This is a genomic window from Nocardia altamirensis NBRC 108246, assembly GCF_001612685.1.
Taxonomy (GTDB): Bacteria; Actinomycetota; Actinomycetes; order Mycobacteriales; family Mycobacteriaceae; genus Nocardia; species Nocardia altamirensis.
This window is the reverse complement of the sequence record NZ_BDAY01000095.1, coordinates 1-25,794: the sequence shown is the minus strand read 5'-3', so window position 1 is coordinate 25,794 and position 25,794 is coordinate 1. Positions and strand designations below refer to the sequence as shown.

Below are 25,794 nucleotides of genomic sequence, written 5' to 3'. Positions count from 1 at the left end.
GGGTTGTCAGTCGTTGAGGTCGTTGGTGAAGACGAACTTGTCGGTGGCGCCCTCGGCCAGATCGCGATAGGTCTCGACGGCCTTGTCCAGCGGCCGGGTGACGATGCCGGTCGGCACCGGCAACGCACCCGATTCGAACAGCTCGCCGATGCGGCTCAGCGCGACCGCGCTGGCGATGGTGTCGTGCCTGGCCGAGTTGACGCCGATGAGGGTGGCACCGCGACGGTAGAACTCCAGCACCGGGACTCGCTCGTGACCGTCGGACGGAGCGGCGATCACCGCGACGTGCCCGCCGGCGCGGAGCGCCTTGATCGCGGTCGGCAGCCAGAATCCGGTGGTGTCGAATACCACCTCGGCACCGTCTGCGAACCGCTCGTGCACCCGTGCGGGGAACTCCTCGTCCAGGACGAACGCCGTGATACCGCGGGTGTTCAGTTCGTCGGCATGCTCCGAACGACGAACGCCGACAACGACATCGGCGTCGCGGGCGACGGCGAGCAGATACGCGGCCGTGCCGACCGCACCCATGCCGATGAGCACCACCGTGGTGCCGGCCTGGATGCCGGTGCGCTCCACCGCTTCCCACGCGGTCAGGTAGGGCACGCCGGACGCGGCGGCCTCGGCGAAGGTCAGGGTGGCCGGCTTGCGGGCCACACCCTCAGCGGGTAGCGCGAGGTACTCGGCGTGCGACCCGTCGCGGACGAAGCCGAGTTCCCTACCGCTGCCCCACACTTCCTGTCCGACGAGTGCACACGGGCCTGCGACGACGACACCGGCGAAGTCGCGGCCGGGGATGCGCGGGACCGTGGTGTAGGGGAACTTGCCGAGCACATTCTTGAAGTCGCTCGGGTTGACGCCCGCGGCATGCACGCGCACGACCACCTCACCCGCGACGACGTCCGGGCGAAGCACATCGGTGAGCGTCAGCGCGTCCAGTGAGCCGATCCGATCGAATCGCAGTGCCTTCATAGTCTGTCCTCGGGGTGCTGGGGTGGCGTGGTCGATGTGAGTAGGTCCCAATAGGTTTCGAGCGCACGATGATCGCCGTTGCGGAACAGCGCCGCGATGTAGCCGTCCGGGCGGATCAGCACGCTGGTGTGCGATGGCACCTTGTGCAGCTCGCGCCAACGCCCCGACCTGTCGAAGAGGACGTCGACGCCTTCCGGCCGCCGATATCGCTGTCGAGGCGACGGTCGGTCGTAGACGACGTAGCGGGTCAACTCGGACTGCCACTGCGCTGCAACGGTTTCCGGCGCATCGAGATCCTCGCCGACAAAGACCAGGAGCACGTGGCGGTGCGCGCCGAGTTCAGCGAGCAGCCGGAACGGGGTGCCGTCGGCTGCGTCGAAAACGCAGTACGGCATACGGTCTCCTACACGGAGCCGCGGGCCTGCGGGGTGCGCGCCAGCGGTCGGGCGGGCGAACAGTCCGCCCGCCGGGTAGCTGACGCGATACTGGCTGACCTTCGCGAGCTCTTCGGCGTGGAACGACGGCAGGCGCAGCAAATAGTTCTGGTAGCGCAAGAACTGGCGTTTGAGCCGGTTTCGGCCGAAGATGCGCTCGCTGAGCACGTTGTTGTACTCGAAGAGGCGCTGCGCGACCGGATGGCGCTCCTCGTGATAGCTGTTCAGTACGCCCGTGTTGCCGTGCCGAAGCGCAACGCCGAGCTTCCACGCCAAGTTCATCGAGTCTTGGATGCCGGTGTTCAATCCCTGTGCGCCGATAGGGCTTTGGATGTGCGCGGCATCACCGACGAGGAAGACCCCGTGCACGTGCAGCTGTTCGGCGAGATACTGGCGGGGGTTGAACCGGGTGAGCCAGAACGGATCACCGAGTTTGACGTGCGCGAGGCCGACCGTGCGCAGCAGTGCGTCGAAGCGGCGCAGGATGAATTCCTCGTCGACCGCCGCGGACGCGACGCGGCAGGTGGAGATGAGCCGGAAGTAGCGCCCGTCGATCGGCAGGATGGTGAAGAAGGTGCCCTCGTCGAGGTAGAACGCGTGCCGGTCCTCGGGATGGTAAGGGAAACCGGCCATTTCGATGTCGGCCATGATGAAGGTCTCCGACTGCTCCGCGCCGTCGAACGCGGTGCCGATCAGCTCCCTGACCCGGCTGCGGCTGCCGTCGGCTCCCACCACGTAGCGCGCCGTGATCGTGCTGACCGCGCCGTCGACCGTGGCGACCGTGCACCGGTGACCGCTCCCGGTCGACTCGATCTCGGTCAGTTCGCGGCCGCGTTCCACCGCGATGCCGCGCTCGGCCAGGGCGGCGGCGAGAATCCCGATCGTCCGGCTCTGGCTCAGGTGCAGCACGCCGTGGAATTCACCGTCGAGCTTGGCCAGATCGGTGACCGCGATGGGGTTGCGGCGCTCGGTGTAGTGGTGGATACGGCGCGACAGGATGCCGTCCGCGAGGAAACGGTCGGCGAGGCCGAGCATGCGAAAGCATTCGAGGGTGCGCGGGGTCAGCGTCATCGCCTTGCTCAGCTCCGACCACCCGTCGAGCTTGTCGACGATGCGTGGGCGCACGCCGTTGTCGGCGAGGGCAATCGCGAGCGTGAGGCCGACCGGGCCTGCGCCGACGATCAGGACATCCACCGGTTGTTCGGCTGTGCCCGTTGGTCGCTCGCTCATCGCACGCCGCCTTCGGATCGGCGCCAGGCCGACAGCCGCTCGGCCACCCTCGGCGCCTGCTCGTCCCGATACGCGGCGAACACGAAGCGGTCGGGGCGCAGCACCACGAAGTCGGCGGCGCCGATGGCGCTGACCAGCTCGCCGGTCGGATCGCCGAGCACGGGGACACCCGGTTCGGCATGCCGCGGACCGTCGAGCGTCCGTACCTGGGCAACGAACGTGTCGGGACCGAACAGGGCCCGCCACCCGATGCCCGCGATCCGACTGTTGGTGCGGACCAGCACGGCGAAGCCGGGGCCTAGGACATCGTCGAGCGGGCGCGCGACACCGTCACTCACCACCGTCGGCTGCGGGAACATCGCACCCCCGCCTGCCTTTTCGTCGAAGAAGCCGGTGGCGTACTCGGGCGCGGGCTTCGCGCGGCGCTGATCGGCGACCGAAAGTCCCTCTTCCACTTGGCCTTCGCCGGTGTCGCCTTCGATGCGGCGGGCCAGGTGCCTGACGAAGGCCACGGTGCGCTTCATGTGATCACCGCGCTCGCGGTCGTAGCTGTCGAGCACCTCGACGGGGAGCCTGCCGCCGAGCACGAATGCGAGTTTCCAAGCCAGGTTGATCGCATCGCGGATGCCGGAGCACAGCCCTTGACCGCCGTAGGGCGGCACGAGATGGGCGGCGTCGCCGAGCAGGAAGACGTTGCCGGCACGCAGCTGCTCGGCATGGCGAAAGTAACGTTCGTACACGGCTGCTCGCACCACGTCGACCGGGTGGTCGGCGACCAAGGGGCGCAATGCGTCCCGAATGAGCTCCGGCCCTACGGCTTCGGTGCGCGCGGAATCGGCCGCGAGTCGGCATTCGATGCGGCGCAGGCCTTCCGGCAGCGTGATCGACACCATCGGCTGAGCGCAGGCGTCCTGGTGACGGCTACGCATGGCCTCGGCCAGGACCTCGTCATCGCGCACGTCGACCACCAACCACTTCTCTTCCTGGGTCGCGCCGAGCAGTTCCACCCCCACCTGTTGGCGGACGCGGCTGCGGCCACCGTCGCAACCGAGCAGGAAGCGGGAGCACGCCCGCAGTTCCCGGCCGTCGGCGTCGCGCATCAGGGTGATGATTCCGCCCGCCTCGTCGAAGTCGACGAACTCGATGCCGGTGCGCAATTCGACCGAGGGCAGTTCGGCCAGCCTGGCCCGCAAGCCTTCCTCGAGTCGCGGCTGCAGGAAGGTCGCCAGGAACGGGTGACCGTACGGGCCGGGTGTAGCAGGCGGCTGGAACCGCGAATAGCCGACCGGGGACAGGTATTCGATGGTCGGCGCGTACTTCAGTTGGGGCAGTTGACTGTCCGCGATGCCGATCGCCTGCATCGCGCGCATGGTCTCGTCGTCGATGCCGATCGCGCGCGGATAGGTGTACATCTGTGGCCTGCGTTCCACCACCAGCGTGCGCACACCGTACTGGCCGAGCAGCACGGCGGTGAACAGGCCGACGGGTCCGGCGCCGATCACGACCACGTCATATTCCTTTGGGGCCGTAGCCGATCCGGCCGTCATCGGAGCGCCTTCGCGAGAATGTCCAGCACGTCGTCACGGCGCTGCTCGGTGTGCACGAAGAAGTGATCGCCCTCCAGCACGCGCAGGTCGAACTCGGCGGAGGTCCATGCCGACCAGCCACGCATGTGCTCCTCGGTGACTCGATCGTCGGTGCGGCCGTGCAATGCGGTGATCGGCACGTCGAGCACTTTCGCCTCGGCGTGCTGGAAGCTGCCCACCATGCGAATGTCGTTGGCCAGGATGGGCAGTGCCATCCGGAGGAAGGCAGGGTCGGCATCGGCTGCCGGGAACTTCAGCAGCCAGGCCAGCTCGGCGAGCTGCGGATCGGTCATCGCGCGGATCTGGTCGGCGGTCGGCAGGTCCGGATAACCGGCCTGGCGCAGGTCTTTCCGGCACCCGAGGTAGAAGGGGTTGCCGGTGTGATCGGGGCTGCTGAACGCACCGAGGAACAGGTGACACGGTCCCGGATGCCCCTGCTCGCGCAGGCGCTGCGCGAGCAGGTAGCCGATCAATCCGCCCGCGCTGTGCCCGTACAGGGCGAAGGGTCTGTCGACGGTGCGGAGCACTTCGGCGACAAGGTCGTCGACGATCCGATAGACGTCAGGAATCAGGGGTTCGGCGAGCCTGGTGCCGCGGCCTGGCAGGGCGACCGGGCACACCTCGATGTCCGCGGGGAGCCGGTCCTGCCAGCCGTGGAACAGCAGCGTGCTGCCGCCGCCATACGGGAGGCAAAGCAGCAAGAGCGGAGCGTCGGAGGCGCGTGGTCCGAGATACGGCTTGCCGGAGGGACTTTCGACCTTCGGCGCGGGCCCGACACGCAGCCGATCCGCCAGTTCGGCGATGGCGATGCCCTGCACGACGTCGGTCAGCTCGACACGCTCGCGCGGGTTGACCGGTTCGAGGGCCAGGTACAACCTGGTCGCCTGGATCGAATCGATGCCGAGCGAGGCGGTGGTGTCGGCGGCGTTGATCTCCTCGGCCCTGAGCCCGGTCAGCTCGGCGATCAACCGCACGATGGCCGCCTCGAGCAACAGCTGGGCGACCGGCCCGGTGGCCGTGTCGATCTCGTCGAGCTCCGCCGGGCTCAGCCGCAGCGTGTCGGCCAGCGCCCCCGAGGCGGCGATGACCGAGTCGATGCCGCTGTCGATCCATCGGACCGTGCACTCCTGGCATTCGACGATGACGGCGGCCTCGGCATCGAGCACGGCGAACCGGCCGATGACGCTCTTGCCGTCGGGGGCGAGCCGGACGTTGTCGACCCGGATCGTGCGCGGCGCCACCGGCGCGCCGGGGCGCACGATCAGGCCTGCCATCCGGTCGACCATGAAAGCGGCTGTCGGCGAGACGATGTCGGGCATGAGCGCGTGGAAGACCTGCGCGCAGGCGTCGAGAATGCCGGGGGCGACCCTGGTTACGGCGCGGTCGGGGCGGAGGGCATGGACGGGATCGACATCGGCGATCGCGACGGAACCCGCACGACGAACCGTGCCGACCGCGCGCACGCTCGGGCCCAATCGCAGGCCGCGGTGCTCCATCGCAGCGTAGAACTCCGACGCGCTGTACACGGTGTGGAATTCTGCTGATCCGCCGGTGATTTCGGCGAAGACCGCAGGCGGACCCGACCGTCGGGTGAGCGCGCCGGCGACGTGTGTTCGCCAGCGATTGGTCGCCGGGTCGGTCAGCGAATAGAAGCCGAATCGTGGTGTGGCGGAGTCGGGGTCATCGAAGACGAGCCTGAGCGAGACCGGCTGCTCGGTCACGACCAGCGCGGTGCTGAAGGTCATCTCCGCGATGTCGAACCGGGCTCCCGGGGCGGCCTTGGCGATGGCGCGCAGGACCATCTCCGCGAAATAGCCGATGTGCACGATGTGGTGGGTGTCGGCCAGCGGGAGTGCGGCGGGCGAGAGCACGAAGTCCAGTTCGGAGCTGCCGCGAGGAGAGGGGTGGGTGCGGGGTTCCAGCGGGTCGTCGCCGTGTGCGACATCGAGGTGCGTGGCTTCGAGATCAGGGGCTTCGATGACGTAGGTCGACTCTTCGAAGACCGAGGTGGGCACGAGGATGCGGCGTGCCTGCGAGGTCTCGTAGCAGGGTGTCCACTCGATGTCCGCACCCAGCTCGTACAGGCGTAGTAGCGCCGTGAGCAGGGCGTCCGGGGTGTCCGGATCGAGTTCGACCACCGAGAGCGACTCGATCGGCGTACTGGCCGAGCCTAGCCCGAGCACGACCGCCACTCGCACCTCGTGCTCGAGGCAGCGACGTGCGCTGGTGGCCAGGTCGGGTTCGGCGGCTGCGGCCGGTGCCCAGTACGCAGGGTCGTGTGCGGTTCGGGGGGTGAGGAACGCACCGGTGACCGGGTCGATCACGGCGGCGTCGAAGCGAGTTGTCTGCGCGGGCGCGCTGGTTGGGGCCGCTGCTTCCGGGATGCGGAGTGCGGTAACACCGGTCGTCAGCAGAATCGCTTGCGGATGTGCGGCCGCGAAGAGGTCGATCAACTCCGCGATGACCGAATCCGCGGTGCGCGTACCGGTTTCGAGGGCGGTGGCGTACAGGCCGATACCTTCGGGGGACCAGATCTCCGGCTGGACACCGAAACTGCGCCACAGATGGATGAGGCCGGACAGCACGGCGAGCTGATGGCAGGCCGACTCGACGGGCCGCTCGGTCCGGGCACCCGGCGAAAGGGGGGTGCCACGGTGCGCCGTCCATGCGGTGGCGACGGCGTCGAAACCGGCGCGGAATCCGGCGAACTCGCGGTGCCAGGCGGCGGCTCGCGGATCCGGTTGCTGCGGAATGAGTCCCGAGATCACGAAGGCGAGCTTCAGCGGGCCGGTTCGAGTCAATTGGGACCGTGTCGTGAACTGCGGTGTAGTGGACAGTGTTTCGAGGGCGGCGAGCAGCTCTTCGCGGTTCGCTCCGGTTACGTAGGTGCGGAAGGGGCCGTGTGCGCGACCGGTGGCGTAGGTGAAGCACACATCCTCCGCGGTGGCGGACGTGCTGCGCAGGTAGTGCAGCGCGTCGTCGATGGTGGTCGACAACGCCGAAGCGGAACGGGCGCCGAACAGTAGTGCATGCGTGCGGCGCTCGGTACGCGCTACGGGAGCCTGCGCCTCCGCACTGCCGATCACCACGTGCGCGTTCGTTCCGCTGAAGCCGAATGAGCTGACGGCGGCGAGCACGTCGCCGTCCGGAATGTCGACCTGCGCGTCGGGGACCCGCAATCGCAGCGTGTCGAAGTCGATCGCGCGGCTGAGTGGGTCGGCTCCCGGCTGGGCGGGGATACGGCGATGCTGGAGCACCAGAACCGCTTTGAGCAACGAAGCCAGGCCGGAAGCGGCCTCCAGATGGCCGATCTGCGCCTTGTTGGAGGCGACGATGAGTGGGCGATCGGCCGGTCGATCCTGGCAGTACGCGGCACTGGCCGCCGTCAGTTCGATCGGGTCGCCCAGTGGTGTTCCAGTGCCGTGGGTTTCGAGGTAGTCCACCTCGGACCCGCGCACGTTCGCCTTGCGCAATGCTTCGGTCAGCAAGTCCCGTTGCGCCCGGCCGTTCGGCACCGTCAAGCCGCTGCACCGGCCGTCGTGATTGACCGCCGTGGCGCGGACCAGCGCGAGCACATTGTCACGGTCGTTCTTGGCGTCGGCAAGACGCTTCAGCACGACGACGACGCCACCTTCGCCGCGACCGTAGCCATGACCGTCCTCGGTGAACGGGCGGCAGCGGCCGTCCATCGACAGTGCGCCGAAACCGGCGAGCGTGCCGACCACCGAGGGGTCGAGCAGCAGGTTCACCCCGCCGACCACCGCGATATCGCAGTCCCCGTTGCGAATGCCCTCGCAGGCCAGGTGCAGCGCGACCAGCGACGACGAGCACGCCGTGTCGATGGACAGCGCGGGCCCGTCGAAGTCGAAGGTGTGGCTGATCCTGCCGGACACCACGCTGTCCAGCGTTCCGGTCGCCACGTAATGGCCAGGCATCGTCGACTTTCGGGCCAGCGCGCCGTATTCGCCGCCGATGACGCCGAAGTAGACGCCGACCTTGCCGGTCATCCGCCACGGGTTGTAGCCCGCTCGTTCGAGCGCCTGGGTCGTCAACGTCAACGCGAGCCGCTGGGTCGGATCCATCTCACGCGCTTCGTTGGGCGAGATGGCGAAAGGCCGTGGATCGAAACGCATCACGTCGCGTTCGAGATAGTTCGCCGGCGCGTAAGCGGCCGCGGCCGGGTGCTGCGCGAAGTACCTGTCGTGCACGCCCCGCAGCCACTCGCTCGCGGGCGCGTCACGCTCGCACGACTTTCCGGAGTTCAACAGCTCCCAGAAGGCTTCCGGGGAATCGGCGCCGCCGGGGAGTTCACATGCCGTGCCGATGATCGCGATGGGCGCCGCCGGATCGGTGCCGACTGCCGCGTTCAGCTCGCGGATCGTCGCGAGCGACTTCCGCAGCAAAGCCCTGAGCTGCTCGTTCTCTTGTTCGGGGGTCATCATCGTTCCTTGATCGAAAAGCCGGGCGTCACAAGATCGCCGTGAGGACGCGCTCGAGTTCCACCGGCGACAATTGCTCGATGGCGGTGGCGTCCAAGGTGGTCAGCACGTTCGCGTCGTCCGGTGACACCACGGGGACCTGAATCGGTGCCGCCGCGGCGTTAGCAAGCGAGCGTTCGAGATAGTCGGCGAACTCGGTGATCGTCGGATAGTCGAAAGCGGTTGTCTCGCCGGGTTCGAAGCCCACCGTGGCGGTGATCCTGGTGCGGACCTGTTCGAGCTGGATCGAGGTCATGCCGAGATCGAAGAACCCGCGATCCACCGGAGGCAGTTCGCCGTCCGAATAGGCGAGGGCTTCGCCGATCCACCGCTGCAGCTGGGTGCGCAGCTGCCGACGTCGCAGTGTCGACGGCAGGTCGGCGAGCTGCGCCCGGAGCGGGTCGGTATCGAGCTCGACGACGCCCTCGGGAACAAGAGCGACGTCGGGTGCTCGCTCCGGGGTCGACTTGGTCCGAATCGATTGCGGGACAACGGACTCTTCTGCACGAACGACCGGCGCGCCTGTGGGTGCGCTTGGCTCCTGCGGAGAACTCACCCCGGTTTGCACCGTGTGTTGCGGCCAGAAGCGCTGGCGCGACGACCGGGTAGGCGGGAGGTAGACGGGGAGTTCCTCGGTGAGTTCCGGGTGGACGGCACTCCAGTCGACCGGGAATCCGACAGACCACAGTGCTGCCAGTCGATCGAGATGACCGGCCGCGACCAGCTGTCGTAGGTACTCCCGGTCGGCATCCAGCACGTCGCCGAACTGGTTCGCTTCGGCGCGGCTCGCGTAGATTCCCCTCCCCCGCAGCCAGATTCCATTGTCGGAATGTTCGGCGAAGTAACGCAGCTGCTCGACCGCGTCGGCAAGCGTGCTCACGACGAAGGCGAGGCGGTGCTCGAGCGCTTCCCGGTGCAGCAGGAGCGTTTTGGCGACCGCAGGCAGCGTCACGGTGGTCGCGAACGCCGCCCGGCGGTCGCGCACACTGGACTCCAGATAGTTCGCCAGCGTGTCGGCCTGTGCCAGTAGGGCTTCGGCGGTCCTGCCGGAGACGCCGAAGACGTATCGAGGGGGCGTCATGACTGGTACTCCTCGAGCAGAACATGGACATTGGTGCCACCCGCGCCGATCGACGACATCCCCGCGCGCAGCGGCACCTCGCCGGCACCGCTGCCCGCGGGATGCCAGTCTTCGAGGGTCTGCTGCAGGTAGACCGGCGAGTTGGCGAAGTCGATCGCCGGATTGGTACGCTCGGCATGCAACAGCGACGGCACCAGCGTGCGGTTCTGCAATTGCAGCAACACCTTCGCCAGTTGGGCGACACCGGCCGCCGCCTCCGCATGCCCGATGTTCGACTTGACCGAGCCGATCGCGCAGTACTGGCGCCGCGATGTGTCGAAAGCGGCACGGACGGCTGCGATCTCGACCGGATCACCGAGTCGTGTTCCGGTGCCGTGCGCTTCGAAGTACGTGATCGTCTCCGGGCTCCACTCCGCCTGCCGGAGTGCGCGTTCGATGGCGGTGGTGTGCGCGGCCGGGCTCGGCACGGTGAAACCGTTCGTGCGGCCGCCGTGGGTGAGCGCGCTGCCGCGAATCACCCCGTAGACGCGGTCACCGTCTTCCACCGCGTCCGCCAACGGCTTCAGCAGGAACGCCCCGACCGCCTCGGCCGGAACATAGCCGTCGCCGCCCTCGCCGAACGCACGACAACGTCCGTCCGAGGAGAGGAACTGATACTGCGCAAGCATCTGGTACTTCGACGGATGCAGCGTCAGGTTCACCCCGCCTGCGACCGCGACGGAACACTCACCGCGGCGCAGGCTTTCGCACGCCAAGTGCACGGCATACAGCGACGACGAGCACGCCGTGTCCACCGTCAGGCTCGGACCGCGGAAGTCGTTGAGATACGAGACCCGATTGGCTACCGCGTAGGTCTGCGAGTTGATCGGCACATAGGCGTTCGGTCCGGCGGCTTCGTGCTGCACGAGTTGGTAGTTGTTGAAACTCGCGCCGACGAAGACCCCGACTTCGTTGTCGTGCTCCGCGCCGAGTCGCTCCGGGGTATACCCCGCGACCTCGAGGCAGCCGCGGGTGGCCTCGAGGAACAGCCGCTCCTGCGGATCCATGAACGCCGCCTCGACCGGCGCGATGCCGAAGGCCTCCGCATCGAAAAGGTCTACGTCGGAAAGGAACCCGCCCCACTTCGCATACACCTTGCCAGGCACATTGCGCCGCGGATCGAAGTACCGGTCGTGATCCCACCGTTGCGCCGGAATCTCCCCGACGGAATCGACTCCGTCACACAGGTTCTGCCAGAACTCCGGCACCGAATCGGCCCCGGGAAACCGGCCGTCGAACCCGATCACGGCGATCCCGTCGGTGCCATGCCGCGGTCGCTGAGCACCGGACCGCCGCACCGAAGACCCGAGCCACCGCCCCACCGGACCGGGCCCGGCCGCCGATGAGTCCACTCCGGCAGTCGATTCCGGTCCGCCGGTCGATGCAGTGGCATGGCCGTCCGACTTCGCACCGACCCGTGTCGCTGGATCGCGCGGGACTGTCGGCGTCCGGCCCGTTGATTCGCGCCCAGTGGCCACGGCAGATCGAGCCGCTACCGGTTCGGTCGGCGGCCCGTCGAGGGCAGTCGGCGTGCTGGCGGCGTCGAAGTAGGTGCGGACACCGTCGGCGTAGTCGCGGTGGATTCGAGTGGCGACTTCGTGGATGTTGCGGCATTCGAAGAACAGGGTCGCTGCGATGTCGCCGAATCGCTCGGACAGTTGCAGGTTGACAGTGTGGATGATCAGCGAATCTATCCCGATGTCGGCGAATGCCGTTGTAGTGCGCAGGGTTTCGCGTGGCGCGCGAGTTGCCTCGGCGACCAGGTCGATCAGCAGTGCTTCCAGGAGCGGGGTGTGGTCGGGGACCGACTCGGGCGCCGCTGTGGCGCCTGCGTTGTCGACCGGCTCCGCAGTGGACGCAACCGCTGTACTCGCGAGCCGCTCGACAGGGACCTGGCCGTCGATGCGCAGGTCGGTGTCCTCGTGCCAGAACGAATGCTGGTCGAAGACGTAGCCGGGCAGTCCTGGCAAACGGGGAGTTTCGTCGAGCTGTGGGCCCGCCCAGTCGACATCGCAACCGCGCAACCACAATTCGAGCAGCGCAGCCGTCAGCGCCCCGGGTTCGCTGTCGGCGACCTGCACGACCTCCTGCGGCGCCGCACCGGCCAATGGTCCGAGCACGATCACCGCCGACGTCTGTGCACCGGCGGCGGCGATGGCGGTGCCGAGATCGGCCGAGGCAGGAAGTTCCAGGTGACGCGCGCGGTAAGCGTCGTCCGTGCGCCGAGTCAGTGCACGGAACTGGGTGAGCCGCGCCGAGCGCACCATCGACCGCGCACGCGCTTTGTCCGCGAGCGCGGTGAGGTCGGCATCGCCGAAAAGTGCCGCTACCGCATCACTTCGATCGATGATGCCCGTGCAGATCAGCACCGCGAGCTCCGCGGTCGCAGGTGGCAGCCATCCCGGCGGCGTCAACCCCCACGCGCGGTCGATCTCGCCCGCCGCCACATTGACGGCGAGCGCGAGCGCGGCCAGTTGCTCGGGCGTCAGTTCCGGCGCTGCGTCGCCGAATTGCCGAATCGCGTCGGCCGCGCCGAAACCGCGCTCCGCCAGCAGTTCCTCCCAGCGGCCGATGGCGCGCGCGAAGGTGTGCTGGTGGTCGAGCAGCAGCGCCGCCTGCGTCATGTACGGCGTGACCTCGGTCAAGGTCCGCGCACACCCGCGCACCAGCTCATTCAGATAGTCCGCGTCGATCTCGTTGGGCAGCAAGCATTCCCCGTCGACCACCACGGTGTGTTGCGGCGGCGCGTGCAACACCAACGGATCATCGACAAGCAGCGCCCCCACCGCCTCTTCCATAGGGATCGCCTGCGCGTGCACCAGCGCCGCCGCCGCACCGACCGCGTCGAGCGCGACCACCTCGGCAATCGGCACCCGGCGCCGCGCCAACACCGCAAGCCCATCGAGATGCGCGACAAACCGAGCGAGCCGCGCGTCCGCGGCGAACTCGCCGCCTCGATCGGCGATCAACGCGCGCAGCTCACGCTCGGCCACCGAATCCGGCAGCGTGGTCGGCGCGGCAGCGGCGGCGTCGTGCGGTGCGAGCAGCACCACCGGCTCGGGCGCGGTCGACACGTGCCGAATGCCGTTGAGCCCAGCCCCTTCCCGCACCGCGGCAAGCAGCGACGCGACGCCCTCGGCCGTCACCCCGATCCGATACGGCAGGCTCAGCAACCGCTGGTTCGCCGCCCGGCACAGCTGCGGAACGAATCCCAGCTCCGCCCACCGCGGTTCAGCAGCCCAGGCAACAAGCGTATTGTGCAACGCCGCAGAGGTTTTCGCGGCCAGCGTGAAGACAGCGGGCGCGCACCGCTGTGCCGCGCTGTGGCGGGCTCCCGACGCGCAGAACACGCCATCGGCACTCCGGGCTGGTAGCTCGCCGACTGTTGTGGAAGCAACGTCGCCCCCTGCGGTGTTGCGACTGTCGCGAGGTGCGCACTCCTCCACTACCGCATGGCAATTCACGCCGCCGAAGCCGAAGGAACTGATGCCTGCCACACGCGGGCCGTGCTCTGCAGGCCAGTCGACGAGGGCGCCAGGGAAGCGGATGGTCGCGCCGACCGCGTGCAGCAGCGGGTTGGGGATCTCCATGTTGCGGGTCGGCGCGATCCGGCCGTGACGCAGCATCAGCAGGACCTTGATCAGGCCCGCCATGCCCGCGCCCGCCTCGACGTGGCCGATGTTGGTCTTCACCGAGCCAACCGCGAGCGGCGCCTTGCGTTCTCGCCCGTAGACGCTGTTCAACGCCTCGATCTCGATCGGGTCGCCGAGGCTGGTGCCGGTGCCGTGCGCCTCGACGTAGCTGATGGCCGACGGCTCGACACCGGCGTCCGCCAGTGCCCGCCGAATGACGTCGGTCTGTGCGGCGACGCTGGGGGCGGTGAGGCCGCGGTTGCGGCCGTTGTGGTTGGTGGCGATGCCGCGCAGCACGCCGTAGATGTGGCAGCCGAGCCGTTCGGCCTTCGCACGGGTGGTCAGCAGCACCATGCCGACGCCCTCGCCGGGGACGTAGCCGTTGGCGCGCCGGTCGAAGGTGAAGCATTGACCGTCGGGGCTGAGCATCCTCGACTGGGCGAACGCCAGGTACCGCCACGGCGAGCAGACCACGTTCACACCGCCGACCAGCGCGAAATCGCAGTCCTCGGTGCGCAGGTCGCTGCGGCCCTGCGCCAGCGCGACCAGTGACGCCGAGCAGGCGGTGTCGACGGTTCTACTCGGCCCGTTCAGGTTGAGCAGGAACGAGATTCGGTTGGCGGCGAGGCAGGCATAGTTGCCGGTGGGGTCGAAGGCGTCGACCGGTTTGTTGTTGGTGAGGCCCTTGATCAGGTAGTCCTGCGCCATCAGCCCGACGTTCACCGACGTGCGCCCGGACTGCAGCAGATCGATCGGCAGGCCGGAATCCTCGATGCAGTGCCAGGCCTCTTCGAGCAGCAACCGATGCTGCGGGTCGATGGCGATCGCTTCGCGCGGCGACAGGTTGAAGAACGCGTTGTCGAAGTAGCGGGCCCCGGTCAGCCGGCCGAGCCACTTGGTGTTGATCTTTCCGGGATTGCGGTCGCCTTCCGCGTAGAAACGGTCCTGATCCCACTGGTCGGGTCCGACCTCGTCGATCGCGGAATGCCCGGTCGCCAGCGTGTGCCAGAACTCGCCGGAATCGCGGGCATTCGCATACCGGCAGGCGAGGCCGACCACGACGACATCTTGGTCCATCGTCTTCAACTCCCTGGCCTTCTCGTCGTGTCTCAACCGCGAATATCCCGGCGGCCCAATGTCATTCGCACAATGACGGCGAACGTGCACAACACAACGGCGAGCACACCCATCGGTATCGCGCTGATCCCGCCGAGACCGACCAGCGGCGCGACCAGTGCGCCGAACAAGAACTGGGTGCAGCCGAGCACGGCCGACGCACTGCCCGCCGTGGCGGCGTGCGGCTCGAGCGCGAGCGCGGTGGCATTCGGTTGGATGAAGCCGATCGAGGCCACCATGAGGAACAGCGCAGGCACCAGGAACCACAGCCCGAGCCCGCTGACCACCACGACGAGCACCGCGACGCCACCGAGCGCCAGACCGAACAACCCGATATCGAGCAGCGCGCGCGGGGTTCGCCGATTCAACAAACGCGCGTTGACCCCGTTGGCGACGAGAATTCCGGCGCCATTGATGGCGAAGAAAAGGCTGAACAGCTGCGGCGACGCCTGGTAAACCTGTTGGAATACGAACGACGACGCGGAAATGTAGGCGACCATGGCGCCGAAAGAAAAGCCGACAACAAGGACATAGCCGACGAAGGACCGATCCCGCACCACTTGGCGCACATCGTGGCCCATCATCACGATGCCGCCGCCGCGGCGTTCATCGACCGGCAGCGTCTCGGGCACCCACAGATAGGCGAGCGCCAGAAACATCACGCCCAATGCGGCGAGCACCAGAAACACGCCGCGCCATTCCACGAATCGCAACAACTGCCCGCCGACAACCGGCGCGATAATCGGGGCGACGCCGTTGACCGCAAGCAGAATCGAGTAGGCCTTTCCGGCCTCCGCACCCTCGTACACGTCACGGACAACGGCGAACGCAATGACGATGCCCGCCGCCCCCGCAAGCCCCTGCAGCAGCCGAAACAGGTCGAATACCAGCACGTTCGGCGCGAACGCACACAGCAGCGAGGCGGCGATGAACACCACCATCCCCGCCAGCAGTGGCCCGCGCCGCCCTCGCGCGTCGCTGATCGGACCGACCAGCAATTGCCCGAACGCGAGCCCGATCAGGCACGCGGTGAGCGACGATTGCACGCCCGACTGCGACGTATGCAGCGCGGCGGCGGTTTGCGGCAGGCTCGGCAAATAAAGGTCGGTCGTCACCGGGCCGAACGCGGACAGCGCGCCGAGGACAGCGATCAGCCGAACGCTCCGCATTCTGCCGACGGCACTGCGCTCGACGACACCGTTGGTACTCACGTCACCTACACCGATATTCACGACGAACCTCCTGGCCCTCCAGTGAGGCTCGATCCAGCGATATTCATCCCCCTGACCCCTTGGTCGAAAAGTGTAGGGATGGCTCGTTTAACACGCGGTGAACGAAGGGTGGACAGAAAAACCCGCGCAAGTCAGGTACGTCACACCCATCGGAACGAGACTTATTCGCGCCGCGCGTACATCGACGTCTTATTCGCCGACATTGCCCGATTTCATTCGAACGCGTTATTCACCGCATCCGGTACGTGCCAGGAGTGTGGCCGAGCGTGCGCCGATACACCTCGATGAACGCGCTGGCCGACGACCACCCGCAGCGATGCGCGACCACGGTGACCGGCACCTGTTCGGCGAGCAACTGCACGGCGTGATGCAGGCGCAGCTGAGTCCGCCACTGCGGGTAGGTCATGGCGAGCTCGGTACGGAACAGGCGGGTGAGCGTTCGCTCGCTGGCTCCGACCTGCCGCCCGAGCGCACCGAGCGTCCACACCTCGGTGAGGTCGGATTCCACAAGGGCGCAAGCCTTTCGGAGGCGCTCGTCGCGCGCCGCAGGCAAACGCAGTGGCTGCTCGGGACTGCGCCGCAGTTGGTCGAGCAGGGCTTGGCGCAGGGCGACGAGTTCGGTGTCGGGCAGGTCCTCGGCCGTCGAACAGGTGATGATCAGCTCACGCACCAGCGGAAGCGCGGTCAGCACCGACGGCACCGTCCAGTCGGGTGCGAGATCGAACGGGAAACCCACACAATGGAATTGGGTAGGGCCGTAGAAATGGTGCTCGTGCCAGCACCCGGCCGGGATCCAGATTGCCCTGTCCGCGGGCGCAATCCAGGTGCCCGCCGCGGTGCGCACCTCCGCAACACCGGAACTCGGATACACGACCTGATGCTCGGCATGCCGATGCCGACTGATCCGCGCGCCACCGTCCAGCGCCCGTGCCATCGTCGTCTCGTGGCGGAATATCGACATAGTTAGGCACTTTATCGGAAGTCAGCTACACCCTGTCGTCCATAGGCTGCTCGAGGGCCTCGGAAAGGAGGACGGCAATGGTGCAGACAGATGTCGATGCCACGACCGTCGTTGACCGGACATCGCCGTGGAAACGCATGCGGTACTGGATGATTGCGCACGCGGTCGACGACTTCTACCAAGGTCTGGTACCCGCGAGCATCCCGTTCTTCGTGCTGGAACGGCACTACAGCTACGTCGCGGCCTCGGGTCTCGCGCTCGCGGCGACGCTGGGCAGTTCGCTCCCCCAGCCGGTGCTCGGCGTGCTCGCCGATCGGTGGCGGCTGCTGTGGCTGGCACCGGCGGGAGTCGCGGTCGCAGGGCTCGGCGCCGGGCTGTCGGGCTTGGCCCCGACCTACCCCGCAGTGTGGATCTTGTTGTTGCTCTCCGGGATCGGCGTCGCGGCATTTCATCCCTCGGCGGGCCGAGACGCGCGCAGGGACGCAGGCAACAGCGCGACGGCGATGAGCCTGTTCGCGGCGGGCGGCAGCATCGGATTCTTCCTCGCACCCGCGTTGGCGACACCGGCGCTGGTGGCCTTCGGCCTCGGCGGCACGGCCCTGTTCATTCCGCCCGCGGTGCTGATGGGTTTCATACTGTGGCGCTATCAGCAACGCCAGGCGGCGGCGTCGCGTGCCACCGCCGTACGCGAGGGCAAAGACCGGTGGATTCCGTTCCTCGTGCTCACCGCCGCCGCGGTGGTCCGCTCGGCCCTCGCCGCGGGCATGAGCACGTTCATCGCGCTGTACTGGATCAGGTCGCTCGGCAGCTCCCCTGCACTCGGCGGCGGCGCGCTGGCGGCGTTCCTCGGCGGCGGAGTGCTCGGCACGCTGCTCGGCGGTCGCATCGCCGACCGCCTCGGCATGCTGCGCACGCTCCACATCGGCAGCGTCGCAGTGCTTCCCGCGCTCGTTGCGCTGCGAATGGTGCCCGATCCGTTGATCGGCCTCGTCTTGGCGGTGCTTGCCGGGGTGACGGTCAACATCCCGTTCGCCGTACTGGTCGCACTGGGGCAGGACTACCTGCCGAGCAGGCCGGGCACCGCGGCGGGCGTGACCCTCGGCCTCGCGGTCAGCGTCGGTGGGCTGTTCGTTCCGCTGCTCGGGATGATCGCCGACCGGCACGGACCGCCGGCCGTGCTCACGGTGCTGTGCGTCGTCCCGGTGGTCGCGATCGGCCTCACGCTGGTGCTGCCCGCACCCGGTCAGCAGGTGCGGACATAGGGCACCGACGGGAGTCGCGCCTTCCAGGTCTCCTCGTCGATCTGCGCAGCCGAAGCAGCGCACAGCTTCGCCGCCACGTCGTCCGGATCGATGTACCACGACGCGGACATCTGATCGCCGACACCGATCAGGCGCGACTCGTCGTTCGGATCGAAGCGCAGGAACCACATCCAGCCTGCCTGCGCTTCGAGCAGATCGCCGAGCGGCTTGACGTCGGACGGATCGGCGATGTTCCACACCCGGGCCGTCTGGTCGTCACCACCGGAGGCCAGGCGGCGACCGGATTGATCGAGTGCCAAGGTCCGCACCCCCGCGGTGTGCGCGCGCACTTCGCCCAGCTCACGGATGTCGGCCAGGTCGGAGACGTCCCACCAGCGGATCATGCCGTCGTCGTCCGCACCGAACAGCGTTTTGCCGTCGTTGCCGAACAGCAACGCCCGCACGTTCGCGCCGTGCACGTCGAGCGACGCCGGTGGTTTGCGCGGATCTGCGCTGTCCCACACGTGTATTCGCGAATCGTCGTCGGCGGCCGCGACGAGCGAGCGGCCCGGCGCGAACGCCGCGAGTTCGACGTGGCGGTCGTGGCCGGTCGACAGGTTCGCCAGCGGTCGCACGGCGCCGGGATCGGACACGTCCCACAGCTGCAGCGAGCGGCGGTCGATCCCGGTGAGCAGCCGATCCCCCTTCGGCGAGAAGGCAAGGGGGCCACCGACTCCGGCGCCGGGCAACGCGCCGAGCGGGACGGGATGCGCGGGGTCGGCCAGATTCCACAGCTTGACCTCGCCGCCGCCCGCCGTTGCCAGCAGCTGCCCGTCCGGGCGCAGCGCGACCTCGGTCCCTCTGCGCTCCGGTAGCCCGGCCTGCACCTCACTGACCGAGCGGCTGTAGGCCGGATTGGCCACATTCCACACGTTGACCTGGCCGTCCCGCAGCCCACTCGCGAGCACCTTGCCCGCCTTGTCGAAGGCGATCGAGCTGAGCGCGCCCGCGAACACGATGGGCACGTCCACCCGCGCATGACTCCAGGTCCGGAGCCGTCCGTCCGCGCCTGCGGTCACCACCTGGGCATCCGAGACGATCACGAAGGACTGCACCGAACCGCTGTTGCCGCGGATCTCCCTGCCGATCGGGGCGATGCGGTCGGGGCGGTTGGTGTTCAAGCCACGCAGGGTGCCGCCCGCGTCCGCGACGGTGAGCAGCCGCCCGCCCAGCCAGAATTCGAGCCGGGTGATCGGCACGGGGCGGCGTTGATGCTGGCCGATCAGCTGCGGGCGATTCGGGTCCGTCACGTTCCAGACCTGCACCATGCCGTCCGCGGTGCCTGCCGCGAACCGGCCGCCGGGACCGAAAGCCGTTGCCTGGACCGAACCTTCGGCAAGCAACGGAACACCGAGTGGCGCAGGCCGCTCCGCGTCGCTGACGTCCCACAACCGCACCGTGCGGTCGTCGCCTGCACTGGCAAGCATGCCGGAGTCCTGCGCCTGCGTCAGCGCGCGGACCGCGCCGGTGTGCACGGCGAGGGGCTCCCCGAGCCGCCGAACAGCTTGCGGTGACTCCACATTCAGAAAGGTCACGGTGCCATCGATGCCACCGACGACCACGGTGCGGCCGGTCGGCAGATAGGCGACAGTGGTGAGAGCCGTGCCGATATCGAATTGACCGACCTGACGCGCCTGCTGGGGATCCTGGACATCCCAGAGTCGCACCGTCCCGTCGCCGCCGACGCTGACCAGCGTGCCACCATCCGGCGCGAACGCCACCGATTCGACGTGCCCGCGATGACCGCTCAATTCCGGCCCGACCGGGGTGACGGTGAGCGGATCCGCGATGTCCCATAGTCGGATGAAGCCGTCATCTCCCGCACTGGCCAACAACTTTCGGCCCTGACTCAACGCAAGCTGCCGGACGAGTCCCTTGTGCGCGGCTGCCGAGCCGATGCTCAGCGGCAGCACCTGCGCCGCGAGCAGCCTGGCCCGTGCGGCGGGATCGGCGGGATTCAACCGATAGGCCGCGAGCGCGAGCTGCGCCGACAACCCGCCGTCGACGTCCTCGATCCGCTGCGACTGCTCGATGAGCTGACTGCGCAGCACGTCCTTGTGCTCCTGCGCGACCTTCGCGCGCTGCCCGACCACCACCACCGACAGCGCCAGCGCCACCACGGCGAGCATGGCCACGGCGGTCAGGATCAGCCTGCGCCGCACGGTCCGCGCCTGCTGGCGCGACAGCGACGTCGAAACGAACTCGCGGGCAAGCCGATTCGACGACTCGGTGCGCTGCATCCACTCGGCCGCGTCCTCGAGCCGAGTCCTGGAGTAGAGCAGCGACGTCGGGCGCTCCTGCCGCGCCCACTCGCGGGCGTCGGCTTCGATGCGCTGGCGGGCCGGCGCGAATTCCTTTTCCTCGGCCAGCCATTCGGCCATCCGAGGCCATCCGGTGAGCAGCAGGTCGTGCACCAGCTCGATGTCCTCGCCGCGGCGCACGACCATGCGCAGTTCGGTCAGCCGCGCGATGACGGACCGGACAGCGGCCGGATCGGCGGATTCCTCGATCAGTCCCTGGACCGGCATCCGATTGCGGACAACGCCGGTCGGCCCGGTGATCGTCAATGCGATCAGCACATGCCGTGCGCTCTCGTGTTCGGCCTCGGTGAGCCGCGACCAGAACATCTCACCACCGACCGCACCGGCCCGCGCCAAGCCACCGGCTTCGCGGTAGGCATCGAGGGTCAACGTCCGGCCGCGCCGATTCGCCCAGGTGGCGGCGAGCACGAAGGAGACGAGCGGTAGTCGCACCGAACTGTGCGCGTCGATGGTGGCCAGATCCTGCAGCAGGACCTCGACCAGGCTGTCCTCCACGCGCAGTCCGGTGACCGCGGCGGGCCGGACGATGGCCTCGCGCATTTCCTCGGGCGTCATCGGGTTGAGCAGCATGACGTGATCGCGCAGCACCATCATCAGTTCCGGATAGCGCAGAAGCTTGGGCAGGTGCGCGGTGTCGAACGACATCACGACCATGGTCGGCTGCTCGGACTGCGGACCGGCGAGCATCGTCAGGGCGGCCAGGAACCGTTGCCGCAGTGCGTCATTCGCGCAACGGGTGAACAGCTCCTCGCCTTGATCCACCAGCAGCAAGCACGGACCCTGCGGGCGGTCGTCCAGCGCGATCGCCAGCGCGGTCATCGGATCGTCGCCCGGCGTCATGGTGATCGGCGTGCGCGCACCAGGCGCGGCGAGCAATGTGGTGGCCAGCAGCGAGGTCTTGCCGATGCCGGAGGCGCCGAGCAGCAGCACCATCGACACCAGCTCGCTCGACTCGGCGGCCGACATCACCTCCAGCAGTTGCTGTTTCGCCTCGTCGCGGCCGAAGAACAGGTCGCTGTCCTCTGGTCGGTACGCCCAGAGTCCACGGTAGGGCTCACGATCGATATCGGGCGCGGGCGGATCGACCCGTGCCCCCTTCCAATCTTCGTGCCAGCGCACCAGATCCAGCAGCGAGGCATCGATGCCAGGCGTGTCGGCGGCCCTGCGCCGGGCCTCGGCGATCAAGACCTCGAGCACCGGACGGACCGAGACGAAGGTGGCAGGCGTGCGGTTGCCGCGCCGCCAGTCGCTGATCCGCTGCGCGGTGATCCGGGTCGCGCCCTCGGGGATGCGCGCGTTGGCGGCACGGACCACCGACTTCACCGGCGGCGACCCCGCGGCGACGAACAGCTCGCCGAGCCGGACCGCGAAGAGTCGCCGTCCTTCGGGACGGCTCATACCACTCACGAGGTTCCCCAGCATCGAACCGGGGGGCCTGCGGGTAACCTGCCCCTCCATCGGCGGCCTAACGCCGAGGGGCGCGGATCGTGGCTGCCGTGCCGGGCAGCGAACAGGGCAATCGCATGATCTCCACCGAGCTTTCGGGTATCCGGGAAGTGCGGTAGCGAGGTGACGATGCCGAACGGCCAGCTGATCTTATCAGCGGACATCGCCGAACCAGGGTCGCGGCGCGGACGCCGCGACGCCCATCGCCGAGCCGACGATGGGCGCCGCGGATCTGCTCATAGGACTTGGGCAAGCCCCATGAGCAGGGCATTCTGCACCGCAGGCAACAGACCCAGCGTCAGCACCAGTGCCATCCCGACACCGGTTCCGATGACGCGGTGCCGGTTCCACCACCCGACAGGTCCAGGGCGAGCCTCGTCGCGGAGGCGGACGATGGTCTCCGCGTCGGTCGCGTTCTCCTCGTAGTAGCCGAAGTTGACCGGAGCGGAGCTGACATCGAGCAGCCCGGAGAACGGGGCCGCGGTGTTGGCGCTGGATCGGGTCTCGAACATGATCGAACCTCCTGTGCGTGTGGTGGCCGAAGGGTCAGAAGATGGTGTCGGACCAGGGGTCCATCAGCGTGTGGTAGATGTCGTCGGTGAAGTCGCCGCGACCGATCAGGTCGCCGAGCACCGCGGCGATAACGGCACGGTTGACGGTGGTGAGTGCGCCGAGTGCGCCGAGCGACTTCAGCAGCCCGCCGAAACCGTCGCTGTCTCCGGTGGTCATCGGCGAAATCGCCTGTCCGGCAATGAGACCAGCGACCTGCACCGCACGGGTGCGGCCGAATTCCTTTGCCGTGTCTGCCGCGATCTGCGTCGCCTTCGAGTCGTCGGTCGACTTGCGGAAGTTCGACAGCAGCCCGGCGAGGCCTTCGCTGCCGGACAGCGACGTCGGCATCCCTTTGTCCGCATGGACATTGAGCAGCTCGATCTCGTCGGAGGTGAGCTGGGCGGCGCGTTCGACGATCTTCACGACGTCACGCCACTGCGGCCCGTACAGGTATTCGAGGTGCAGTGCCGGATCGGATGGGTCGAATCCAGAGTCGGTGTCGGTGGTCTCGGGGTTCATCGGATTTCTCCTGTGTTGGTGGTATTTCGTTGCGGGACAGAGATTTCGGTTTGCTGATCCGGCCGGAGCCGGTTCCGGCGTTCTCGCGAGAACGCCGGAACCGGTGGATCAGAGGGACACAGCGACCAGGTGACGGTCCTCCTGCTTCGCGATCCGCCCGTCGGCCGCGTTGTTCCCGACCAGCGGGAGTTCGGGCTCGGCCTCGGTTTCGGGCTCGACCTCGGCAGCAACCTCGCATTTCTGCGGGGCGCATTTGTTCTGCGGGGCGAGCGACTTCTGCAGCGAGGCAATGAGATCCGCGAGGCTCGCGGTGTCAGGGATGTCGTCGAGGAACTGGGTTCCGGTCGGCGCCATGCCACCGCCGTTGCCGCGCGAGGTGCCCTGATCCTGCCAAGCCCGAATGATCGAAACGAGGTAGGACTGCAGACCGGGGTTGGCCAGCGCGCAGATCGCCGCGATGGCCGCGATGGCCGCCAGCGCCAGTGCCGCCAGTGCGGCGAGAGCGAGCGGCGTCAGCACGGCAGCGGCGGCCAGAGCCGCCAAGCCGAGCACAGCAGCGGTCGCCAGGGCCGCCAGGCCAAGCGCAGCGGCAGTAGCAAGAGCCGCCAAGCCGAGCACGGCAGCAGTAGCAAGAGCCGCCAAGCCAAGCGCAGCGGCAGTAGCAAGAGCCGCCAAGCCGAGCACAGCAGCGGTCGCCAGAGCCGCCAGGCCGAGCGCGACACCCGCGGCCAGAGCCGCCAGGCCGAGCCCAGCACCAACGGCCAGCGCCGCCAGGCCGAGCACCGCACCGATACCCACCGGCAACGCCAGTGCGAGCAGCGTGCCGAGTAGCGCGACGGCCAACAGCACCGCCAGCGCCGCCGGGATGGCCAGGCCGAACAGCGGGATGGCGATCAGTGCGGCGATCACCGCACCGCCCGCGACCGCCGCAGCGGCCACCGCGGCGAGTCCGGCCACCGCAAGCGCCGTCAGCAGCGCGCCGAGCAGCAGGCCACCGATCACGCCTGCGGTGATCAGCGCGGCCGCCGTGACGACCGCACCGAGCACCAGCGCGCCGAGCACGATCGGTGTCGCAACAGCGAGCGCCACCAGCGCGGTCAGGGCGATCGCGCCGGTCGCGACCAGCAGGCCGAGGCCGATCGCGCCGGCAACGCCGAGAGCGGTCAGCACGGCAACAGTTGCCAGCGCCGCCAGTGCCAGCGCACCGAGCACCGCGGCGCCGATGGCGAGTGCCGGGATCCCGAACAGGATCAGGGCCGGAATCGCCACTGCCGCAAGCGCACCGAGGGCCAGGGCCCCGAGCACGACGGCGGCGCCGAGCGCGAGCGAAGCCAGCACCGCGAGTCCCGCGATGACGAACGGTGCAGCGACCAGACCGGCCGCGATCAACACCGGAATCGCCACCAGGGCAAGGGCGCCCAACACGAACGGAGCAGCAACCGCGGCCAGCGCGAGCGCACCTAGCACCAGCGCACCGATCACCAAGGCGCCGAGCACGAACGGAGCAGCAAGCACCGCAAGTGCGATGGCACCGAGGACGAACGGAGCAGCAAGCACGGCCAGCGCGATCGCACCGAGGATCACCGGAGCGGCCAGTGCGGCCAGTGCCAGCGCACCGAGCACCAGTGCGCCGAGCACCACCGCGCCAATCGCCAAGGCGCCGAGCACAAACGGAGCAGCAAGCACCGCGAGCGCGATCGCACCGAGGATCACCGGAGCGGCCAGCACGGCGAGCGCGATGGCACCGAGCACCACCGCACCGACTGCCAGCGCACCCAGGATGAACGGCACAGCAACCACCGCCAGCGCGATCAGGCCCAGCACGATCGGTGCAGCGAGAACAGCTAGCGCGATAGCGCCGAGCACCACCGCACCAATCGCCAACGCACCGAGAATGAACGGCGCGGCAACCACCGCCAGCGCAATAGCGCCGAGTACCACTGCGCCGACTGCCAGCGCACCGAGGATGAACGGAGCAGCAAGCGCCGCAAGCCCCAGTGCGATCGCACCGAGCACCAGCGCGCCGATTACCAACGCGCCGAGCACGATCGGGGCGGCGAGAGCGAGAGCGATGAGCCCGACCACGATCGGCAGCGCCAAGGCTGCCAGTGCGGGCGCGCCCAGGACTGCGGCAACGACGACCGCTGCGAACGCCAGCGCGCCCAGAGTGGCCAACAGGCCGACGGCGAGTCCGCCGAGCACGATCGCCCCGGCAACGACCGCGGCGACGACCACGATCGCCGCCACCACCGCGAGGGCGGCCAGCGCAACGAGCGCGATCGGACCGGTCCACCAGCCGAAGACCACCACGGCAAGCGCGGCGACAGCCAGTGCGCCGAGCGTGATCACCGTGCCCAGGGCAAGAGCCGCCACCGCGGCGAGACCGGTGACCACCACCGCGGCGATCGCGATGGCCGCCGCCAGTGCCAGCGCGCCGAGCGCGATGGTGCTCGCGACACCGAACACCGTCAGTGCGACCACGGCGGCCAGGGCAAGGGCACCGAGGATGATCGCCCCGGCGACGCCGATGGCGGCCAGGATGACCAACGCGATCGGCCCGGTCCACCAGAGCAGCGCCACCACGGCGAACGCGGCGAGCGCAAGCACGGCGACCGTAGCAACGGCGGCCAGACCCAGCGCACCGAGCGTCACGAACCCGGCCAGGCCCAACGCCAGCGCACCGGCCCCGACCAGCGCGGCAAGCGCCAGTGCGGGCAGGGCCAGCACGAACGGCGCGAGCACGGCCGCAGCGAGCGCCGCAAGCACCGCGGCACCCGCAGCGAGCACCGCACCGAACGCGACGACCGCACCGAACGCCAACGCGGCAAGCACCGCAGGCACTGCCACCAGAGCCAGCGCCCCCAACACCAGGGCGCCAATTGCCAACGCGCCCAAGA

The 25,794-nt window shown here is 68.5% G+C and carries 13 protein-coding genes; 1 reads left to right on the top strand and 12 read right to left on the bottom strand.

The window, feature by feature from the left end:
* Nucleotides 1-6: 6 nt before the first annotated feature.
* The 8 genes from NA11_RS37160 to NA11_RS37125 form a co-directional block, all read right to left on the bottom strand.
* Nucleotides 7-969 carry a quinone oxidoreductase family protein gene (locus NA11_RS37160; protein WP_069166772.1) on the bottom strand — a complete coding sequence of 321 codons (963 nt, stop codon included), beginning with the start codon at nt 967-969 and terminating at the stop codon, nt 7-9.
* A complete protein-coding gene (locus NA11_RS37155; protein ID WP_069166771.1) occupies nt 966-2,633 on the bottom strand; it encodes an FAD-dependent monooxygenase in 1,668 nt (555 codons plus the stop codon). Before NA11_RS37155 ends, NA11_RS37160 begins: the two co-directional genes overlap by 4 nt.
* On the bottom strand, nt 2,630-4,180 hold the full coding sequence (locus tag NA11_RS37150) for an FAD-dependent monooxygenase (protein WP_084655396.1): 1,551 nt from the start codon (nt 4,178-4,180) through the stop codon (nt 2,630-2,632). Before NA11_RS37150 ends, NA11_RS37155 begins: the two co-directional genes overlap by 4 nt.
* Nucleotides 4,177-8,658, bottom strand: a complete 4,482-nt coding sequence (locus tag NA11_RS37145) for a beta-ketoacyl synthase N-terminal-like domain-containing protein (protein WP_167837810.1) — start codon at nt 8,656-8,658, stop codon at nt 4,177-4,179. The genes NA11_RS37150 and NA11_RS37145 overlap by 4 nt, the downstream gene beginning before the upstream one ends.
* Nucleotides 8,659-8,686: 28 nt before the next feature.
* Nucleotides 8,687-9,778 carry an acyl carrier protein gene (locus tag NA11_RS37140; RefSeq protein WP_069166768.1) on the bottom strand — a complete coding sequence of 364 codons (1,092 nt, stop codon included), beginning with the start codon at nt 9,776-9,778 and terminating at the stop codon, nt 8,687-8,689.
* Entirely contained in the window at nt 9,775-14,562 is a 4,788-nt protein-coding gene (locus NA11_RS37135; protein WP_141718054.1) for a beta-ketoacyl synthase N-terminal-like domain-containing protein, read from the bottom strand. The genes NA11_RS37140 and NA11_RS37135 overlap by 4 nt, the downstream gene beginning before the upstream one ends.
* The gene (locus NA11_RS37130; RefSeq protein WP_245746499.1) at nt 14,559-15,797 is read right to left on the bottom strand and encodes a multidrug effflux MFS transporter; all 1,239 of its coding nucleotides are present in this window, start codon (nt 15,795-15,797) and stop codon (nt 14,559-14,561) included. The genes NA11_RS37135 and NA11_RS37130 overlap by 4 nt, the downstream gene beginning before the upstream one ends.
* 229 nt (nt 15,798-16,026) lie before the next feature.
* Nucleotides 16,027-16,758 (bottom strand): AraC family transcriptional regulator, encoded by a 732-nt coding sequence (locus tag NA11_RS37125; RefSeq protein ID WP_069166766.1) that lies wholly within the window; start codon nt 16,756-16,758, stop codon nt 16,027-16,029.
* A 77-nt stretch (nt 16,759-16,835) separates the two neighbouring features.
* Between NA11_RS37125 and NA11_RS37120 the strand changes: the two genes are divergently transcribed.
* The gene (locus tag NA11_RS37120; RefSeq protein ID WP_069166765.1) at nt 16,836-18,020 is read left to right on the top strand and encodes an MFS transporter; all 1,185 of its coding nucleotides are present in this window, start codon (nt 16,836-16,838) and stop codon (nt 18,018-18,020) included.
* On the opposite strand, the gene NA11_RS37115 is transcribed toward NA11_RS37120, so the two are convergent.
* The 4 genes from NA11_RS37115 to NA11_RS45985 form a co-directional block, all read right to left on the bottom strand.
* A complete protein-coding gene (locus NA11_RS37115; RefSeq protein ID WP_069166764.1) occupies nt 18,002-21,778 on the bottom strand; it encodes a WD40 repeat domain-containing protein in 3,777 nt (1,258 codons plus the stop codon). The genes NA11_RS37120 and NA11_RS37115 overlap by 19 nt on opposite strands.
* 284 nt (nt 21,779-22,062) lie before the next feature.
* A complete protein-coding gene (locus NA11_RS37110; RefSeq protein ID WP_069166763.1) occupies nt 22,063-22,338 on the bottom strand; it encodes a hypothetical protein in 276 nt (91 codons plus the stop codon).
* Nucleotides 22,339-22,372: 34 nt separating this feature from the next.
* On the bottom strand, nt 22,373-22,897 hold the full coding sequence (locus NA11_RS37105) for a hypothetical protein (RefSeq protein ID WP_069166762.1): 525 nt from the start codon (nt 22,895-22,897) through the stop codon (nt 22,373-22,375).
* Between the two features lie 108 nt (nt 22,898-23,005).
* Nucleotides 23,006-25,794: hypothetical protein (locus tag NA11_RS45985; protein WP_167837809.1), on the bottom strand; the 2,789-nt coding region annotated here is incomplete at its 5' end.

What these genes read in the sequence shown, in the direction of transcription:
- NA11_RS37160 (WP_069166772.1), bottom strand. Translation starts at nt 969, where the DNA reads ATGAAGGCACTGCGATTCGATCGGATCGGCTCACTGGACGCGCTGACG.
- NA11_RS37155 (WP_069166771.1), bottom strand. Translation starts at nt 2,633, where the DNA reads ATGAGCGAGCGACCAACGGGCACAGCCGAACAACCGGTGGATGTCCTG.
- NA11_RS37150 (WP_084655396.1), bottom strand. Translation starts at nt 4,180, where the DNA reads ATGACGGCCGGATCGGCTACGGCCCCAAAGGAATATGACGTGGTCGTG.
- NA11_RS37145 (WP_167837810.1), bottom strand. Translation starts at nt 8,658, where the DNA reads ATGACCCCCGAACAAGAGAACGAGCAGCTCAGGGCTTTGCTGCGGAAG.
- NA11_RS37140 (WP_069166768.1), bottom strand. Translation starts at nt 9,778, where the DNA reads ATGACGCCCCCTCGATACGTCTTCGGCGTCTCCGGCAGGACCGCCGAA.
- NA11_RS37125 (WP_069166766.1), bottom strand. Translation starts at nt 16,758, where the DNA reads ATGTCGATATTCCGCCACGAGACGACGATGGCACGGGCGCTGGACGGT.
- NA11_RS37120 (WP_069166765.1), top strand. Translation starts at nt 16,836, where the DNA reads ATGGTGCAGACAGATGTCGATGCCACGACCGTCGTTGACCGGACATCG.
- NA11_RS37115 (WP_069166764.1), bottom strand. Translation starts at nt 21,778, where the DNA reads ATGAGCCGTCCCGAAGGACGGCGACTCTTCGCGGTCCGGCTCGGCGAG.
- NA11_RS37110 (WP_069166763.1), bottom strand. Translation starts at nt 22,338, where the DNA reads ATGTTCGAGACCCGATCCAGCGCCAACACCGCGGCCCCGTTCTCCGGG.
- NA11_RS37105 (WP_069166762.1), bottom strand. Translation starts at nt 22,897, where the DNA reads ATGAACCCCGAGACCACCGACACCGACTCTGGATTCGACCCATCCGAT.